Origin of the sequence: Streptomyces cellostaticus (genome assembly GCF_001513965.1) — a bacterium.
In the GTDB taxonomy this organism is placed as follows: domain Bacteria; phylum Actinomycetota; class Actinomycetes; order Streptomycetales; family Streptomycetaceae; genus Streptomyces; species Streptomyces cellostaticus.
Genome location: NZ_KQ948015.1, coordinates 38,487 through 56,090 on the forward strand (window position 1 = coordinate 38,487; position 17,604 = coordinate 56,090).

The window sequence follows — 17,604 nt, forward strand, 5'->3', positions numbered from 1 at the left end:
CCGTGGGTCGACCAGCAGCCGTTCACCGCATCCACGACCGTCCTCGTTGGCGCTGAACTCCACCGTGTCGGTGCGCTTCCAGCTGGCTCCCCGGTCCTCGGGCGTGGGCGAGCCCTCGCACCGACGGATGGAACAGCAGCGGCGTCAGCGGAACCGGAAAGAACAGAGCGCCTGCTGAGGTGAAACGTGCTCATGTCTCAGCCCTTGATGGCTCCGGTGAGCATGCCCTTCTTGAAGTGCCGTTGGACGAAGGGGGAGGCAACCGCGACGGGGATCAGCGCGAGGACCATGACAGCCATCTGCAGCCCCAGCGAGGAGAGTTGTCCGGTGCGGACCTGCTGCTGGAGGCCGGTCGGCGCCTCGGTGTTCTTCTGGACCAGCTGGATGAGCACGTTCTGCAGCGGCATCATGTTCTGGTCGGAGAGGTAGATGGAGGCGTTGAACCAGGCACTCCAGTAGCCGACCGCGTAGAACAGCGAGATGACGGCCAGCACCGCGCGCGACAGCGGCATGATGATGGTCAGCAGGATGCGCAGGTCACTGGCCCCGTCGATGCGGGCGGACTCGGTGAGTTCGGGTGAGATCCCCATGAAGAAGGCCCGCAGGACGAGGATGTTGAAGACACTGACCGCGCTCGGCAGGACCAGCGACAGATAGGTGTCGGTGAGACCCAGCGTCTGCACCAGAAGGTACGTCGGAATGAGACCCGCCCCGAAGAACATGGTCGCCATCATGGTCATCAGGAAGAACCGATGGCCCAGACTCCCCGGCTGCGACAGGCCGTAGGCCGCCAGCACCGACACCGTCATCGAGAACAGCGTGCCGAAGAGCGTGACCCCGACCGAGACCATGATCGCCCGGCTGACCTGGCCACCGCTGAGCAGTTCGGTGTAGTTGACGAAGGTGACGCCCTGGGGGATCACGACGAGGCCGCCGGCCCGGTCGATCACGGGTTTGGGAGAGAGGCTGGTGACGATCACGATCCACAGCGGACCGAGCACCCCCAGGCAGCACAGCAGGAGGAAGCCGCTCTTGGCGGTGATTCCTGCCTTGCTCGGCGGCTCCTCCCACACGGGGCGGGCGGGAGCCTTCAGGCTGCGGATGAGCTGCGTGTTGAGGCTCACTTCTTGTACACCCCCTGCTCGCCCAGCAGGTGCGCGAACTTGTTCGCGCCCATGACGAGACAGATTCCGATGAGTCCCTTGGCCAGGCCGACCGCGGCCGCGTAGCTGAAGTCGCCGCTCTTGATACCCATGTTCCACACGTACGTGTCGAGGACCTCGCTGGCTCCCGCGCCGACCGCGTCCCGCTGGAGCAGGAACTGCTCGAATCCGACGCTGAGCGCGTCGCCCACCCGCAGGACCAGCAGCAGCGCGACCACCGGGCGCAGCGCGGGCAGCGTCACGTGCCACATGCGGCGCCAGCGCCCCGCGCCGTCCATGGCGGCGGCCTCGTACAGGTCGGTGCTGACGGAGGCCAGCGCAGCGAGGAAGACGATGATTCCCCAGCCGGCGTCCTTCCACACCGCCTCCGCGATGACCAGGTACTTGAAGAGGCTCGAGTTGGTCATCAGGTCGAAGCCGCTCCACCCGTGGTTCTCGAGGGTCTGGGCGATGATGCCGGCGCCGCCGAGGATCTGCTGGAAGACGGTGACCACGAGGACCCAGGAGAAGAAGTGCGGCAGATACATGATCGCCTGCGCCACGGCCCGCACCCGGGGCCGGATCACGCTGTTGATGAGCAGCGCGAGAGCGATCGGGATCGGGAAGAAGAACACCAGTTGGAGCACGAACAGGACGAGGGTGTTCTTCGCGGCGTCCCAGAACAGCGGGTCGTCGAGCATCCGCGAGAACTGCTCGACGCCGACCCACGGACTGTGGAAGACAGCCGTGACACCGTTGCTGGAGACGTACGGGTCGTAGTCCTGGAAGGCGACGACGTTGCCGAGCAGCGGGACGTAGTTGAAGAGCAGAAGCAGCACGATCACGGGCAGCGTCATCAGGATGAGCGCGCGGTCACGGCGCAGCCGGATCCGGAACGGAACCTTGCCGCCCTTGCTCGCCCTGCGTGGCGCCCGCACCTTGGTCCCCGCGGTGGCGACCGCGACCGTCGGTTCCTCGACGGCCGCGGGGGGACGAGTCCCGTCGGGCCTTCTCCCGGCCGTGAGAGACATCAGTTGCCGCTGCCGTTCTTGTCGAGGAGTTCCTTGTACCAGTCGCGCAGCTTGTCGCCGCCGGCGGACCGCCAGGTGGAGATGGCCGCCTGCACGTCGGACAGCTTCTTGTTGCCCCGCACGTAGTCGATCTGCAGTTGCTCGAACTGGCTGGAGAGGCTGGCATAGCGGGTCGGCTCGACGATGTACATGCCGTACGTGGACGTCTTCTTCATGAAGGCGCCCATCCGCTGCTGCCACTCGGCCTGCTTGCGGGCGATGTCGGGGAAGTCGGGGTGGGCGAAGTAGGGAGCCGGGGCCGCCAGCATCCCCCAGGCGTTGATCACCTCGGAGTTGCCCTGGTCGTTCTTGGCGGGGACGCCGTTCTTGACCGTGTAGTGGGTGCCCTCGACGCCGTAGTCGACGAGCATGCGCTCCTTGGTGCCGTACGGCGCGGCCGCGAAGTTGGCGGCGGCCAGCGCGTTCTCGATCGTCGCCTTCGAGGCGCCCTTGCGGATCATCGACCAGATGGTGGCGGGCGCGGAGGCCCACAGCGTCGGGTTGCCGCCGTCGGCGCCGAAGATGTCCATGGCCTCGATCCGGAAGTCCGGGTTGGCATGGGCCTGTTCGGCGGTCTTCATGTACCAGGCGGAGGTGTCGCTGTTGAAGACCAGGATCTGTCCGGCGGTGAAGCGCTGGCCCGCGTCGCCGGTGCGTGCCTTGTCGTCGGGATGGACCACGCCGGCGTCGAAGAGCTTGCGGGTCCACTCCAGGGCTTCGAGGTATTCGGGCCGCTCGATGTTGTACCTCAGCTTGCCGTCGGCATCGATGTTCCAGCCGGGGGCGTTGCCGAAGATGCTCCCCGAGACCCAGCTCATGTCACCGCAGGCGTACACCTTGGCCTTGGCGCTGGTGGCGTCCTTGGCCCAGCTGAGGAACTCGTCGGCCGACTTGGGTACGGAGTAGCCCCTCTTGTCGAAGATGTCCTTGCGGTAGTACGGCATGATGAAGGACGCGGGGGCGGACGGCATCGGAATGCCGCGCAGCGCGCCGCCGAAGATGCTCATGCGCCAGGAGTCGGAGGGGATCGCGGCCAGGTTCGGGTACTTCTTGACCTTGTCGCCCGCCAGGTAGGGGCCGAGGTCCATGAACTTCGCGATGACCGCGTTCGGGAGCTTGTTGCTGACCAGTATCCAGCTCGGCACGACCACCATGTCGGGTATGGAGCTGGAGGCGAGGACGGCGCCGAGCTTCTGGGCGTAGGTGTTTCCGTCCTGGTTCTGCCAGGTGACGTTGGTGCCCGCCGCCGCGTCGACCGCCTTGTAGTACGCGCACCCGCCCTTCGGCGGGGTGCCCCAGAGCGGGGACATGATCGTCAAGGGAGCGCCGGTACCGAGCTTGTTCGGGATCGAGGTTTCGAGAGCCGCGAGGTCGACCTTGCTGGTGTAGCCGACCGACGATCCGTTCTTCGACGGAAGATCCGGCTTGGCGACCGTGCTGGCGACGTATGTCGGGATCAGCTTGTCGGCGGCCTTGCCCGACGTGGCACCCTCTCGCGACCCGCTGTCCGAACCGCCGCAGGCGGTGAGCAGCGGCATCCCACCGGCCACTGCTGCGGTGGCGACCGCAGTGGAGGCGAGGAAGCTTCTCCGGCTGGGTCCTGAGGAGGTGGAGGCGGCGTTCGGCGTCATTGCGTCAACCCTTCATGGCGCACCTGGACACCCGGCGGTGGGCCGTCGGCTGCGGTGTCGTGACTGGAACTGGCTGAGCTGAAAGCAGACATCCCATTACTACGACGGGGTTTACAGTCGAAGCGCTTCGATGTTGCTGTGAGGTTAAGTGAACTCCGATGGACGCACAAGGGTCGGTTCCAAGATTCATCCGAGGTACTGGAGGGGACTCTCCGTATGCCCTGCTTGATGCATTGATGTTGATCTCTTGACACTCCCCCTGATGTCTGACGAGCATCGAAGCGCTTCGAATATCCTGCCGCTCCATCTCAAGGAAACCCCACGTGTCCGTACACACGCCGCACACACCACCACCTTTCCGCGATCCGCAGCTGCCCTTCGCGAAGCGCATCGACGACCTTCTGTCGCGGCTCACGCTCGACGAAAAGATCGGATTCCTGCACCAGTTCGCGCCTGCCGTGGAGCGCCTCGGCATCGCCGCGTTCCGCACCGGCCAGGAGGCTCTGCACGGCGTGGCCTGGATGGGCCCGGCCACCGTCTTCCCGCAGGCCGTCGGCCTCGGCGCAACCTGGAACACCGATCTCGTACGACGGGTCGGCGAGGCCGTCTCCAAGGAGACCCGCGCGATGCGCGCCCGCGACGACCGCGTGGGCCTGAACGTCTGGTCCCCCACGGTCAACCTCCTGCGCCACCCCCTGTGGGGCCGAAACGAGGAGGGCTACTCCGAGGACCCGAAGCTCACCTCGGCCATCGCCACCGCGTACACCCGTGGCCTGCGCGGCGACCATCCGACGTACTGGCGCACCGCGCCCGTCCTCAAGCACTGGCTGGCCCACAACAACGAGACGGGACGTGACGTCATGTCCTCCTCGGTCCGACCGCGTGTGCTGCACGAGTACGACCTGCGCGCCTTCCGAGAGACAGTCGAGGCGGGCGCGACGGCAGGCGTGATGCCGGCGTACAACCTGGTCAACGGCCGCCCCAACCACGTCTCCCCGTACCTGCGCGAGCACCTGCGCACCTGGACGGACGAGGACCTCCTCGTCTGCTCGGACGCGGGCGCGCCCTCCAACCTGGTCGACTCCGAGCACTACTTCGACACCCACGAGGAGGCGACGGCCGCCGCGCTGCTGGCCGGCGTCGACAGCTTCACCGACCACGGCACGGACAGCTCGAAGATCACCGCACGGGTCCGAGGAGCCCTGGAACAGGGCCTGCTGACCGAGTCGGACATCGACACGGCGGTCCGCCGCCAGCTCTCGGTCCGCTTCCGGCTCGGCGAGTTCGACCCGGAGTGCGACCCGCACGCGCTCACCAGGGACTTCGACACCCCCGCCCACCGCGCCCTCGCCCAGGAGGCCGCCGAGCAGGCGGTCGTCCTGCTCAAGAACAGCGCCGGCCTGCTGCCGCTCGCGCCCGGCACCCGGCTCGCCGTGGTCGGCCTGCTCGCGGACGAGTGCAAGCGCGACTGGTACAGCGGCACGCTCATCCACCGCTCGACCCCGCTGGAGGGCCTGAACGAGCGGTTCGGCGCGGAGCGTGTGGAGTTCGCGGAGGGCGTGGACCGGATCCTGCTGAAGACCTCGGCCGGAACCTTCCTGCACGTCCCCGAGGCGGACGCAGCCGACGAGGTGCGCGGCGCCGAGGGCGCCCTCGACCCCGCCCTGCTCGCGGGCCGTACGGACCTGCCCCCGCTCACCACCGACGCGACCGGCACGGAGTTCGCGCTCGTCGACTGGGGCGAGGGCATGCTGACCCTGCGCGCCCCCGACGGCCGCTATCTCTCGGTCGCCGAGGACGGCCGTGTCCGCGCCTCCGCCGACCAGCCCGGAGGCTGGGTCGTCCAGGAGACGTTCCGCCTGGAACCGCACGAGAACGGGCACCTTCTTCGGCACATCGGAACGGGTCACCACATCTCCGTCGCCGCCGACGGCCTCAAGGTTGCCGACGGGAACGGGGAGATCTTCGAGGTCGTCGTCGTCGAAAGCGGCGAGGACGCGGTGAGCAGGGTCGCCTCGCAGGCGGACGTGGTCGTGGTGGTCGCGGGCAACGATCCGCACATCAACGGCCGCGAGACCGAGGACCGTACGACCCTGGCCCTCCCCGCCCAGCAGGAGCGCCTCCTGCGCGCGGCCCGCACGGCCAACCCGAACACGGTGCTGGCGCTCGTGTCGGCGTATCCGTACGCCGTGGATCACACGTCCCTCCCGGCGATGCTCTGGACCTCCCACGGCGGCCAGGCGGCCGGCACCGCCCTGGCCCGCGTCCTCGCCGGCGACGTCTCCCCCGCCGGCCGCCTCCCGCAGACCTGGTACGCCGACGACGCCGACCTGCCCGACCTCCTCGACTACGACGTGATCGGCGGCCGCCAGACGTACCTCTACTTCGAGGGCACGCCTCTCTTCCCGTTCGGCCACGGCCTGTCGTACGCGTCCTTCTCCTACGAAGGCCTCACGACTCGCGTCGAGGACGGGACACTGCACCTGTCCTTCACGGTCGGCAACACCGGTGACGTCACCGCGGACGAGGTCGCCCAGCTCTACACCCGGGCCATGGAGCCGTCGGTGCCACGGCCCCGCAGGGAACTGGCCGCGCACCACCGTGTGACGCTCGCGCCCGGCGAGGTCACGGAGATCGCCTTCCGGGTGCCGATGTCGGCCTTCGCGTTCTGGGACGTGGCGCAGGGACGTCAGCGGGTGGCACCGGGCCGCTACGAGATCCTCGTCGGAGCGTCCAGCGAGGACATCCGCCTGACCCGGGCCGTCCACCTTGACGGCGAGCCGTCCGTCCCCCGGACGGTCATGGTGGACGGCCTGGACGCGGCGGACTTCGACGACCAGAGCGACACCGAGATCGTGGACCGCACGAAGACGTCGGGTGATTCCGTCGCCCCTGTGGCCGGCCGGAGGGGCGAGCTGCTGTTCCGCGACTGTGACTTCGGAAAGGGGGCTGCCGGGATCACGGTGGAGGCTGCGGGTGAGGGCATGGCCGAACTCTCGCTGGGTGACGGTCCGGTACTGGCAGTGCTCACGCTCTCCCCGGGTACGGCCGGGCCCCACGACTACGCCACGGTGAGCGCCCCCGTCGTCGTGGCGGCCGGTGTGCACGACGTCCGCCTCGGACTGCGTGGCCCGGTGCGGCTCGCGCGCATCGCCTTCTCCGACTGAGGTCCGCATCGACTCCATGTGCACGGGAGTCGCCGCACAGGAGTCCGGCGCCGGAAGGCTTCGGTGCCGGACTCGGCTTCTTCGGGCCTGCGTTCGACATGGTCCTCGTCGCCCAGACCGTTCGGGCGCAGGGACCACCGGCTCTCCAGCGCACACCATCGCGATGTCGGCATCGGGCTCCAGGCCGACGCGCGCATCCCGTGACGACGCCTGCCGGGGTGTGCCGGACACCGGCGCCGGGCTCGTGGTCGGCCTGCCGGCCTGTTTCCGGTGCCGCGCTGGCGTGATGCCGCCGCTCCTCCGCCGCGGACCCCGGTGCAGTGGCGAGGACGCGGACGTCCCAGGCGCCGAGCGCACGGGCGTGCCGGCCGGTGCCACGCTGCCGTTCAAGGCCCGTCGGTCAGGTCCACCGGCGCCTGGGCGGTGGCCGGATGCCGGCTCCAGTTGTGGACGACATGGAAGTGCCGGCCGTCGGGGGCGGTGCCGGTGACGGAGTCATGGACTTGCCGTTCTTGTGGACCGGGGGTCCACGTAGCCGACGGCGGCGGTCTCGCCCCCTGGCCGCGGTCCCGCCGTGGGGGCCAGGGCGGTTCTCTCGTTGCGCTGGATGGGAGACGGCACTGCGGCCCGGCCGCTGTCTTGACGGGCGGCCGGGCGGGCGGGACCTCGTCGAGCGGCGCGCCGCCCGCTCGCGGACGAGTTGGCCCCGTGCTTCGAGGCGCGCCGGCCCCGACCAGTGCCCCGTGAGGTACGGCACGGAGCCGGGCCCACTTCGGCGGAAGCGCTTCGGCTGCTGTCGAGCGGGGGCGCGAAGGTCCCAGTCCAACTCGCTCCGGTACCTGGCACCCCCGAACGCACCAGCCGGAGCGCCGTGGAGCGGAGGCCGATCTAGGCTGGGAGCAGCCGCTGGAAACCAGCCCTGACGGGCACGCCTGTCCGGACGGAGGCGTGGCGCGTGGAGATGGCCGGCAAGCAGGACGCGCCCACTGCCGCTGCCGTGGTGGACCCGGACGGCAAGGTGAGCGGCTGGAGCGACGGGGGCCGACTGCTGCTGGGCTGGACGGCGGAGGACACCGTCGGCCGCCCCGTGACCGACCTGCTGGTCGATCCCCCGCCACCCGGCTTCCCCGAGGGCTACGGCGCCGGCCCCGACCCCACGGGTTTCATCGCCCTGCGGCACCGGGACGGTTCCACGGTGGACGCCGTGGTGACGACTCACCCGCTGTTCGGCCCCGACGGGCGGGCACTGGGGCACGCGATGACCGTCCAGCGCTGGGGACGGCGCCCGGTGATCGCCGACCGGGCCTTTGAGCAGTGCCCCTTCGCTCTGGGCGTTTACGACCCTGATCTGCGGTTCCTGTGGATCAACGCCTCCTCGGGCCGGGTGATCGCACACTCCGAGGAGCAAGTGCTCGGTAAGAAGTACCGCGAGGTGCTTCCCGAATTCGACCGCTCGCTGTTTCCGGAAAGGGACGACAAGCCCTACACCGACCAGCTCTCCGAAGTGGCGAGGACGGGCAAGCCCGCGCGTCTCATCACCGTCTTCCGCCCGCACGGCAGTAACTACGCCAACGCCTGGGCCACCAGCATCTGGCCCGTCCGGGATGACGAGGGCAGGGTCCGCGCGGTCGCCAACTGGGGATTCGACATGAGCGCCGAGTACTGGGCCCGGCAGCGCCTGCTCATGCTCAACGAGGCCAGCGGTGGCATCGGCCGGACACTCGACGTGATCGGCACCGCCCAGGAACTGGCCGGCGCCGCCGTTCCGGGATTCGTCGACCTCGTCACCGTGGATCTCTTCGACGAGGTGCTGCGCGGAGAGGAACCACCCTCCGCGTCCGCGTTCACCCCCGGCGAGACGATCGCACTCAGCCGTGCCGCCCAGCACAGTGCGAAGGAGGACACCGATCGGGCTCCCGGGCCCACGACGCCGGTCAGCCACGCTCCCGGTTCCGTCGCCGCCCGCTGCATGGCCACAGGCAGGTCCACGGTTGAGCTCGCCGCTGAGCCCGGCGAGGGCGGCGAATGGGCCTTCGGGCCCGGGCTCGCCGCCGACCCTGCCCACTGGCCACCGGGCAACCCGTTGATCGACGGGTCCATCGCCGCGGACGGGCTGACCGGCCGGATCACCGTGCCGCTCCGGGCGCGCGGCGCGCTGCTCGGGGTCGTCACCTTCTCCCGCCTCGACCGGCCCGAGGCCTTCACCGCCGACGACCTGATCCTCGCCCAGGAGCTGACCGCCAAGGCAGCCGTCGCCATCGACAACGCCCGCCGGTACTCGCGCGAGCGCACGACCGCGCTGACCCTGCAACGCAGCCTGCTGCCGCAGGGGTTGCCGAACCAGGAGGCGGTCGAGGTGTCATTCCGCTACCTGCCCGGCGGGACCGGCGTGGAAGTGGGCGGTGACTGGTTCGACGTCATTCCGCTGTCCGGCGCCCGGGTCGCCCTGGTCGTCGGCGATGTCGTCGGTCACGGCCTGCACGCCTCGGCCAGCATGGGCCGGCTGCGGACGGCGGTCCGCACCCTCGCCGACGTGGACCTGCCGCCGGACGAGCTGCTGACCCACCTGGACGACCTGGTCCTCCACCTCGCCAGCGACCTCCAGTCCACCGGCCACGTCCAGCCGACCGGCGAGTCCGGGGCCACCTGCCTGTACACCGTCTACGACCCTGTCTCCCGACGCTTCACGCTGGCGAGCGCCGGCCATCCCCTGCCGCTGATCATCTCCCCGGACGGCGCAAGGACACCTGTACCCGCACAGCCGGGACCGCCGCTCGGCATCGGTGGGCTGCCGTTCGAGGCCACCGAGCTCGAGCTGCCCGAGGGCAGCCTGCTCGCCCTCTACACCGACGGACTGGTGCAAAGCCGTGAGCGCGACGTCGACCAGGGGATCGCCGAACTGCAGCGGATCCTGAACCACTCGGCCACCTCGCTGGAGGCCCTGTGCGACACGGTGATGGACGCCATGCTCCCCGAACGCCTCACCGACGACGCCGCCCTGTTGCTCGCTCGCACTCACGCGCTGGATCCCCACCACATCGCCGACTGGGACGTCGAACCCGACTTCGCGCAGGTGCCACGCGCCAGGCAGTTCGTCGTCGACCAGGTGGACGCCTGGGGCCTGGGGGAGGCGGCGTTCGTCACCGAGCTGGTCGTCAGCGAGCTGGTCACCAACGCCATCAGATACGGCGAGCCGCCGATCAAGCTGCGGCTGATTCGCGATACCTCCCTGATCTGCGAGGTCTCCGACGCCAGCAACACTGCTCCGCACCTGCGCCGGGCCCGCGCCTTCGACGAGGGCGGCCGGGGCCTGTTGCTCGTCGCCCAGCTCACTCAAGGGTGGGGCACCCGGCACACCACCAACGGCAAGACGATCTGGTGCGCGCAGACCCTCCCCCAGCCTGAGCCGCACTGAGATCCAGGCCCACGGACCGTCGCCGGCCGCGCGGCAGGGCACGGCAACGGCGCTGCATGTCGGTGCGGGAGCCCGCCGCCTCGCGAGGGACCTGTGGTGCTCTTGGGTGGCCGGTGCTGTCACCAGCCTGTCGGCAGACCGGCGATGAACGAGGTGAGCCGGTCGGCGATGAGTCGGTCGTCGTGGGCCGAGTAGTGCCAGTCGCAGCCGAGGAAGTCCAGGCCCGAGTCGTCGAGGAACCAGTAGCGGACCCGGCTGTCGCCCACGTCGTTGCGCGCCTTGACCACCTGCTGGACATGGCCGGCGTACTGGCCGGCGCCCACCGCCACGATGGTCGTGTCGGCCCCGTAGCGCGTGCGCAGCTTCTGGATGAAGTCGCCGTAGGCGCTGCGGTAGGCGGCCGCGAGGCTCTCGGGCGTCCATGGCTCGCCGGGGTTGATGGCGGTCGAGAAGTCGTTGGTGCCGAGGTTGACCACCACGACCTGGGGGCGCCAGGTACCGGGGTTCTGCCAGACGTCGCCGGACACGTTCAGCAAGGCACGGTCGTAGAAGGTCCGGTACGTGACGTCCGTCCGGCCTCCGTTGTAGTTGCGCACCATGCCGAGGCCCGAGTAGCCGTTGATCTGGTAGTCGGCGTTCAGTTGCCGGGCGGTGAGGGCGCCGTAGCTCACATCGGAGTTGGTGTTCCGCTTGAGCTGGTCCGAGGTGCAGGTGCGGGAGGTCGACAGGTTGCCGTAGCCGACCGTGAGGGAGTCGCCGACGAACTCGATCTGGCGGTTGCGGGGGGCCGGTTTGCTCAGTACGGCACCGCCGGGCGCGGCGACGAAGCCCCCGAAGGTGCTGGTGTCTCCTGGGGTGTCGTTGCGCTTGACGAGCCGGACGGTGTGCGTGCTGTTCGACAGGCCGTTGATCCAGTGCGTGGTGTTGCCGGGCGTGACGAGCGTGGCGACGGTGGCTCCGTCGATCTGGACGTCGTAGTCGGCGGCCGAGTCGTTGAGCACAATGCCGACGCCGGTGCCGCTGACGCGGCCCTCGAAGTACACGCCGGGCCAGCTGTACTGCACCGTGTTTCCGGAATCCTTGACCCGCCCCGCGGTGTGCACCTGCGCCAGCACTCCCGTCGCGCGGACCAGTTGCCACTGCTGGTTGGCCCCGCCCCAGTCGGCGTACTGCACGACCTTGGCGCCGTCCGCGGTGGAGGCGTTCTCGACCTCGACGGCCCTGCCGCTGTTGCGGTTGATCAGCCGGACGTAACCGTCCGGGGAATCGGCCAGCCGGAACTGCTGGTTGGTGCCGCCCGCGTCGCTCCACTGCGCGATGTCCGCGTGGTCGGCGGTGGAGTAGTTGAGGACGTCCAGCACCTTGCCGGAGTGCTGCGCCTTGAGCCGGTAGTAGCCGCCGCCCGAGTCGACGAACTGGAACCGCTGGTTGGCGCCATCGGTGCGGGGCCACTGCGTGAGGCTCGCCCCGTCGGCCGTGCTCGCGCCCGCCACGTCGAGCACCTTGCCGCTGCCACGGTTGACCAGCACGTACCACGCGCTCGTGTCCACGGCGGCCGCCTGCGCCGTCCCGGCGGCGCCCAACCCTGCCATCAGCGCCATCATCAGGGCGGTCACCACGGTGAGCGCCCCCGTACGCCTCCCGCATCTCCGCCACGGAACCCTGAATGTCATATACATGCCCTTCATAGGTGTCTCCTTCCCTGAGTCCGTCAGCCCGCTCCCCTCGGGGCGTCCCCGAGGCAGGGCCCGGCCGAGCCGAGATCCGATCCATTGACCGGCACTGGCGTTGCAGATCACCTGCGAGCGGCGGGCGTCATCGGCGGTCGCGGCCGATCACGCGTCCATCGAGAGGCATGGGGATGGCCACCAGGAGTCTCTGTCGCGTACACCCGAGGTGGCGATGGTGGCGTGCTTTCGGACCTGACGTCTCAGGTGCCGAGGCGAGCTGAGGAACGCGCCGGATCCGGCAGTGCGGGCCTTGCCCACGGCGGAGGCGGCGAGGACAGCAGCCAGCAGTATGTGACACACCGTCAGCAACTTGGCGTTGGGCTTCTCTGCGGGATGCGGTGCGGTCCCCCAAGGCAGCGCGACGAGACCGGGCTGGACATGGCCTCACTCCGCCGTCAACTGTCGGTGAGGCCGCCCCAGGCAGGGATCGGGCTCGGCGCCCAGCTCGCGCCGGAAGACGGATCGCGTCTGCTCGAAGGCGTCCGTCACCCGGAAGCGAGCGGAGCGGGCCGTCGGCCCTGCCGTACCGCTCCACCCCCATAGCGGCGCGGTCCGCACTCCACAGGGTCCATGCGGCGGCGGTGAGTTCGCCAGGGCGGGACGGGCCGATGGCGACCGCAGCCCACCCGCGGCCGGCGAGGCGTGCGAACCCGAAACGAATGGTCACGTCCGAGCTTGCCAGAAGCGCGTATCCGCCCTGATGACTGGTCAAGGGAGTGGACACCGGGAGGTTGCGGCGCAGGAGGCGGGCGTACGAGCGCCGGTCGCCGACGGCGTAGCGGGGCGGTTCACCCACCCACAGGCCGTCCGTAAGCGCGTCGAGAGGCACCGCACGCCCGGGCCGGAGCAGGAGCGCGGCGAGGAGCGCGCTCGGCTCGGTACTGCGGAGCAGCCCCGAGTTGGCGTCGCCGCGGATCTCGATCGCTCCCAACCTGCGTATCAGCGTTGCTGCCTGCACGTGCCCTCCCGTCGGTGACGCGCCGCCGGCTCGGAGAAGGCGTCTGGTCACTCTGGGCGCTCCGGACGCGATACTCCCGGCGCACACCATATTGTCGAAGCGCTTCGAATGTAACCGTGCTGCGACACTTCGCATCTCAGGTCCGTCAGCATGAGGGGGGCGGACGATCGGCGAACACGGCCCGCCGCCTCGACCTGCCGACCGACCCGATGATGTTGGTGTCCAGCAAACGCGCGGAGACCTACGACTCCATCCGCACCGGCCTGTTCCTCAGTGCCGCCGCCGTGCAGACGGCGATCCCGATCGGTCTCGGCCTGGCGCTGGCCACGGCGGTCGGGCTGACACTGGGCGCGGTACTGCTGAAGATGACGGACAAGCCGGTGGGCGTCGTCTGGGCGAGCGTGCTGTCGATGACCGGCGTCGGCGCTGCCGTCGTCCTGCTGGTGACCTTGCTCAGCCTGCCGCCGCTGCTGTGGCTGCTGCGGCCGGACGGTCTACGCACGGAGTAGGCCAGAGCCGCACCCGGCCCGCATGGCGAAGGCGGTACGGCGACTGGGTGCGGGGTCCGCGGAGGAGCCGGTGAGGACCTGGCTGCTACGGGCCATCCCCAGCTTGAGCGCGGTACGCTGCTTCAGTAGTTGAATACGGCGTCGCGGTGCAGGAAGACGAGCTCGTCGTCGACCGTACGCATGACCGTGAAGAGGCTCTCGGTGCCTTGCACCGGGCCCCGTTCACCCGACGGTACCTGGTCGAGCAAACTCCCCCCCGCCCCGCCGGAGCAGCTGCTGCTTGACGGGCGTGTCACGGAACAGTTCGAGGCCGGCGTCACCGATCACCGCGCACGGGGCGAGGACGAAGACCTGGCGGCCGTGTCTACCTCGGGCCCGAGGACGTAGGCCGCTTTCCGGTAGACCGAGAAGCTGGGCCAGGCGGCCAGGGTGGGCTTGAGCTTGTGGCGGGCGAACAGCAGCCGGCCTTCGGCGGAGATCAACGCCTGGCCCATGTAGAGGCTGCCGCCGCTGCGCTCGCGGTAGCCGCCGGCGACCGGGCGGCGGTGCAGCCCCATGCGGCCGACAGGTGTCCGTCGGTGCGCGCAGGACCGGATAGGTCAACTCATCGACATCGTACACATGCGTGCCATGCGGACGACGCCCACATACCCGGTGAGTCACCTTGTGAGTCAGCGTGCCTCGGTGACTTACCTCTCGAAGCCGCGATGGTGCCGATGGCCTGTCACTCGTCCTGGCGGCTGCGGTCGTAGGCCGCCCGTGCCTCGCCGATGGCGGGGGCCGTGTGTTCCGCCCAGCGCCGTATCTCCTCCACGACGGGGCACATGGTCCCGCCCAGCGCGCTGAGTTCGTACTCCACGCGGATCGGCACCTCGGGGTAGGCCCGGCGGGTGACGAGCCCGTCCCGCTCCAGATCGCGCAGGGCCCGGGCCAGGACGTGCGGGCTCACTCCGAGGCGGGTCTTCAGGGCGTTGAACCGGGTGGGGCCGTCTTCGAGGGCGTGCACGATGAGCACGGTCCACCGGCTGGCCAGGCGTTCGAGCGCCTCCCGCACGGGGGCGCCCCTGCTATAGGCGTGCGTGTCACTCGGCTCTTCCTGGGTCACCTGAAAGTGACTTGATGACATGAAACTCACTCTCCAACTCAACTTAATAAAACAGTCCGTGTTCGTGGTGACTCGGTACGGTGTCGCGGTCGTGGACGCGCCGCCCGCCTCCCGCGGCACGTTCAAGGAGGGCCATAGCTTCATGACTGACAAGCCGGTGAGTCACTCCCTCTTCAGTCACTCTCCTCTGGATCACGTGGGCGGGGTGACGGACTTCTACGACGCCGTCCGTATCGCCCACGACGCCATCCTGGAAAGAACATGCAGGTGATCGCCTTCAGTGACGCGGCCTCCGATGTCCGAGGTGCCCCTCCTTGCCTGTCGCCGATGCCGGGTACGCACCGGCGCACCCGGCATCGGCGGTCGCGGCTCAGATCGGGAAGTGGGCGCGACCGCGGGTCTGGGCCGTGACCCAGCGGGTGTCGGTGAACGCCTCGACGCCGGCCTGGCCGCCGAAGCGGCCGTAGCCGGAGTCCTTCACCCCGCCGAACGGGGCCTGGGGTTCGTCGGCGATCGACTGGTCGTTGACGTGGACGATTCCGGTACGCAGGCGTGAGGCCACTTCGAGACCTGCGCGCAGGTCCTCGGTGATGACACCGGCGGTCAGCCCGTAGGGGGTGTCGTTGGCCAGGGCGACCGCTTCGTCGGCGCTGTCGACCACGTGCACCACGGTGACCGGGCCGAAGGTCTCGTCGTAGTAGATCTTCATGTCCTTGGTGACACCGGTGAGCACCACCGGGCGGATCAGGGTGTCCGGTCCCTCGGGCCGGCCGGTGCCCGCGGCGAGGGTCGCTCCCCGGGCGAGGGCGTCCTCGACAAGCGCGGTGATGCGCTGTGCCGCACGGGAGTTGACGACGGGCCCGACGGCGGTGGCGGAGTCGGAAGGGTCGCCGCAGTTCAGCTGCGACACCCGGGCGGCGAGCTTCGCGGCGAACTCCTCGGCAAGCGAGCGGTGGACTATGAGCCGGTCCAGACACATGCAGATCTGGCCGGAGTTCATGAAGGAGCCGAAGACGGCCGCGTCGACGGCATACTCGACGTCCGCATCCTCCAGGACCACCAGGGCGTTCTTACCACCGAGTTCGAGGACTGCGGGCTTGAGGTGCTGGGCGGCCTGGACTCCGATGGCCCGGCCCACCTCGGTCGAGCCGGTGAAGTTGACCATGCGCACCCGCGGGTCCGCGATGAGCGCGCCGACCACGTCGGCGGCGTCCGCACGGTCGTTGGTGACGACGTTGAGCACGCCCGCGGGCAGTCCGGCCTCGTGCAGGACGTCGGCGATGAGCAGGCCACAGGCGATCGGGGCGTCCTCGCTGGGCTTCATCACGACGGTGTTGCCGACGGCGAGCGGCAGCGCGACCGCGCGCACTCCGAGGATCACGGGTGCGTTCCAGGGTGAGATGGCGGCGACGACGCCCTTGGGGACACGTGTCTGGGCGGAGATGACTCCGTCGGCGTCGGTCGCGAGCAACTGGCCGGTGGGCCGGCTGACGGCGGCGGCCGCTTCCAGCAGGATGTCGGTGGCGAGCCGGGCGTTGAAGGCCGCCCATGGGGCGGTGCCGCCGACTTCACCAGCCATGATCCGCACGATGTCGTCGCTTCGGTCGGCCATCAGCCGGGCCGCCTCGAGGAAGATCTGCCGACGGGTGGCGGGCTTGGTGGCCGCCCACTGCGCGAAGGCGGCGTCGGCGGCGTCCACCGCCCGGGTCACGTCCTGGACGGTTGCGGCGGCGACCTCGGTGTAGACGCCCCCGGTCCAGGGATCGGTGTCGGGGGTGGTTCGGCCGGAAGAGGCGGGAACCTCGCGGCCGTTGATGATCAGGCCTCGGGTGGCGGACACGGGCTGCTCCGGTTCAGTAGGTCGGACGTCGTGCGGTCAGGCAGTTGGTCGGTTGGCTGGTCGGGCGGGTCGGCTGGGCGAGAGCCGGGCCGCCGGACGCGAAAGAAGTCGGTCGGGTCGTGGCCGGTCGAGCGGAGGGCGTCAGGTCGTGGCCGGCTGGGCGGTGGCCGGGCCGCTGGTACGCAGGGCGCGGTGGGCCAGGCCCGCGAGGAGACCGGCGACGAGGGGCGAGAGCAGGTAGATCCACAGGTGCGCGTACTGGCCGGAGAGCAGTGCGGGGCCGAAGGCGCGGGCCGGGTTGATGTTCGCGCCGGTGACCGTGCCGAGCGAGGCGATGACGAGGCCCACTCCCACCGCGATGACGGCGGGGATCAGTGCGTGCAGCCGGGGGTGGCTCATCACCACGGCGACGGCCGCGAGGATGGCCACGAGTGCGGCGGTCTCGATGAGGAACAGCGCCGTCGTACCGAGTCCGGGGGCCGGGGCGACCACGGCGTAGTGCATCCGGCCGACGGGGGCGCCCCACACCAGACGGGCGAGGGCGGGACCGCTGACGGAGCCGGCCAGCTGGGCGGCGATGTAGGGCAGGACGGCGCGGGCCGGAAAGAGGCCGTCCGCCCAGAGGAAGACGGTGACGGCGGGGTTGAAGTGACCGCCGGAGGCGCGGCCGGTCGGGGCGTACATGAGTGCGGCGAGCAGCAGGGCCACCACGGCTCCGGCCGTGCCGAGCATGAGGTGGGGGTCTTTGATCGCCAGGGGCGAGTCAGGCAGGGCGAGCACACGGACCAGGCTGACCACGCCGAAGAAGAGCACGGTGGTCGACAGGAACTCGTAGCCGGTGTGGCGGGCGAGGTCCACCCGGCTACGGGAGGAAGAACTCATGGCTGTCCTCGGGAGTTGGGGCCGAGCCGGCGGATGCACTCGCGACCAGGCGTCCGTTTTTTCTCTGAGTGAACTTTCGTTCGTTCAGCGTGAGGCTTGAGTGTGCGACGTCTGTGCGGCCCTGTCAACGCTCGGTAGCGTTCTCCTGCGAGAAC

The 17,604-nt window shown here is 69.6% G+C and carries 11 protein-coding genes and 1 pseudogene; 4 read left to right on the plus strand and 8 right to left on the minus strand.

Annotated features, from left to right (window positions below):
- Positions 1-197 precede the first annotated feature (197 nt).
- Genes AQI88_RS00165 through AQI88_RS00175 form a run of 3 tightly spaced genes read right to left on the minus strand, consistent with a single transcriptional unit; the run spans position 198 to position 3,843 of the window.
- A complete protein-coding gene (locus tag AQI88_RS00165; protein ID WP_066989756.1) occupies positions 198-1,124 on the minus strand; it encodes a carbohydrate ABC transporter permease in 927 nt (308 codons plus the stop codon).
- Positions 1,121-2,173 (minus strand): ABC transporter permease, encoded by a 1,053-nt coding sequence (locus AQI88_RS00170; RefSeq protein ID WP_066989759.1) that lies wholly within the window; start codon positions 2,171-2,173, stop codon positions 1,121-1,123. The genes AQI88_RS00165 and AQI88_RS00170 overlap by 4 nt, the downstream gene beginning before the upstream one ends.
- On the minus strand, positions 2,173-3,843 hold the full coding sequence (locus AQI88_RS00175; RefSeq protein WP_066989762.1) for an extracellular solute-binding protein: 1,671 nt from the start codon (positions 3,841-3,843) through the stop codon (positions 2,173-2,175). Before AQI88_RS00175 ends, AQI88_RS00170 begins: the two co-directional genes overlap by 1 nt.
- A gap of 323 nt (positions 3,844-4,166) precedes the next feature.
- On the opposite strand from AQI88_RS00175, the gene AQI88_RS00180 reads away from it, so the two are divergent.
- Complete coding sequence (locus AQI88_RS00180) at positions 4,167-7,010, plus strand: glycoside hydrolase family 3 C-terminal domain-containing protein (RefSeq protein WP_066989764.1); 2,844 nt, start codon at positions 4,167-4,169, stop codon at positions 7,008-7,010.
- 961 nt (positions 7,011-7,971) lie between these two features.
- On the plus strand, positions 7,972-10,425 hold the full coding sequence (locus AQI88_RS00185) for a SpoIIE family protein phosphatase (RefSeq protein ID WP_066991481.1): 2,454 nt from the start codon (positions 7,972-7,974) through the stop codon (positions 10,423-10,425).
- 119 nt (positions 10,426-10,544) lie between these two features.
- Here AQI88_RS00185 and AQI88_RS42485 read toward each other — a convergent pair whose 3' ends face one another.
- Complete coding sequence (locus tag AQI88_RS42485; RefSeq protein ID WP_398697585.1) at positions 10,545-12,026, minus strand: RICIN domain-containing protein; 1,482 nt, start codon at positions 12,024-12,026, stop codon at positions 10,545-10,547.
- A gap of 1,260 nt (positions 12,027-13,286) precedes the next feature.
- Here AQI88_RS42485 and AQI88_RS00195 point away from each other — a divergent pair.
- Positions 13,287-13,622: pseudogene (locus AQI88_RS00195) on the plus strand (ABC transporter permease); the annotation flags it as partial.
- Between the two features lie 323 nt (positions 13,623-13,945).
- Here the strand turns inward: AQI88_RS00195 and AQI88_RS00200 are convergent.
- The gene (locus AQI88_RS00200) at positions 13,946-14,179 is read right to left on the minus strand and encodes a hypothetical protein (protein ID WP_066989768.1); all 234 of its coding nucleotides are present in this window, start codon (positions 14,177-14,179) and stop codon (positions 13,946-13,948) included.
- A 167-nt stretch (positions 14,180-14,346) separates the two neighbouring features.
- The gene (locus AQI88_RS00205) at positions 14,347-14,748 is read right to left on the minus strand and encodes a winged helix-turn-helix transcriptional regulator (RefSeq protein WP_079057373.1); all 402 of its coding nucleotides are present in this window, start codon (positions 14,746-14,748) and stop codon (positions 14,347-14,349) included.
- Here AQI88_RS00205 and AQI88_RS45700 point away from each other — a divergent pair.
- Positions 14,747-14,998 (plus strand): MBL fold metallo-hydrolase, encoded by a 252-nt coding sequence (locus tag AQI88_RS45700; RefSeq protein ID WP_066989772.1) that lies wholly within the window; start codon positions 14,747-14,749, stop codon positions 14,996-14,998. The two genes, AQI88_RS00205 and AQI88_RS45700, sit on opposite strands and share 2 nt — an antisense overlap.
- A 99-nt stretch (positions 14,999-15,097) precedes the next feature.
- On the opposite strand, the gene AQI88_RS00215 is transcribed toward AQI88_RS45700, so the two are convergent.
- Together AQI88_RS00215 and AQI88_RS00220 are read right to left on the minus strand one after the other, a co-directional pair.
- Positions 15,098-16,567, minus strand: a complete 1,470-nt coding sequence (locus AQI88_RS00215; protein ID WP_066989775.1) for an aldehyde dehydrogenase family protein — start codon at positions 16,565-16,567, stop codon at positions 15,098-15,100.
- A 141-nt stretch (positions 16,568-16,708) separates the two neighbouring features.
- Entirely contained in the window at positions 16,709-17,449 is a 741-nt protein-coding gene (locus AQI88_RS00220) for an MIP/aquaporin family protein (protein ID WP_066989778.1), read from the minus strand.
- Between the last annotated feature and the right edge of the window lie 155 nt (positions 17,450-17,604).

Excerpts from the sequence above, each read along its gene's own strand:
- AQI88_RS00200 (WP_066989768.1), bottom strand. The coding sequence starts at position 14,179 with ATGGGGCTGCACCGCCGCCCGGTCGCCGGCGGCTACCGCGAGCGCAGC.
- AQI88_RS00175 (WP_066989762.1), bottom strand. The coding sequence starts at position 3,843 with ATGACGCCGAACGCCGCCTCCACCTCCTCAGGACCCAGCCGGAGAAGC.
- AQI88_RS00185 (WP_066991481.1), top strand. The coding sequence starts at position 7,972 with ATGGCCGGCAAGCAGGACGCGCCCACTGCCGCTGCCGTGGTGGACCCG.
- AQI88_RS00205 (WP_079057373.1), bottom strand. The coding sequence starts at position 14,748 with ATGTCATCAAGTCACTTTCAGGTGACCCAGGAAGAGCCGAGTGACACG.
- AQI88_RS45700 (WP_066989772.1), top strand. The coding sequence starts at position 14,747 with ATGAAACTCACTCTCCAACTCAACTTAATAAAACAGTCCGTGTTCGTG.
- AQI88_RS42485 (WP_398697585.1), bottom strand. The coding sequence starts at position 12,026 with ATGGCGCTGATGGCAGGGTTGGGCGCCGCCGGGACGGCGCAGGCGGCC.
- AQI88_RS00170 (WP_066989759.1), bottom strand. The coding sequence starts at position 2,173 with ATGTCTCTCACGGCCGGGAGAAGGCCCGACGGGACTCGTCCCCCCGCG.
- AQI88_RS00220 (WP_066989778.1), bottom strand. The coding sequence starts at position 17,449 with ATGAGTTCTTCCTCCCGTAGCCGGGTGGACCTCGCCCGCCACACCGGC.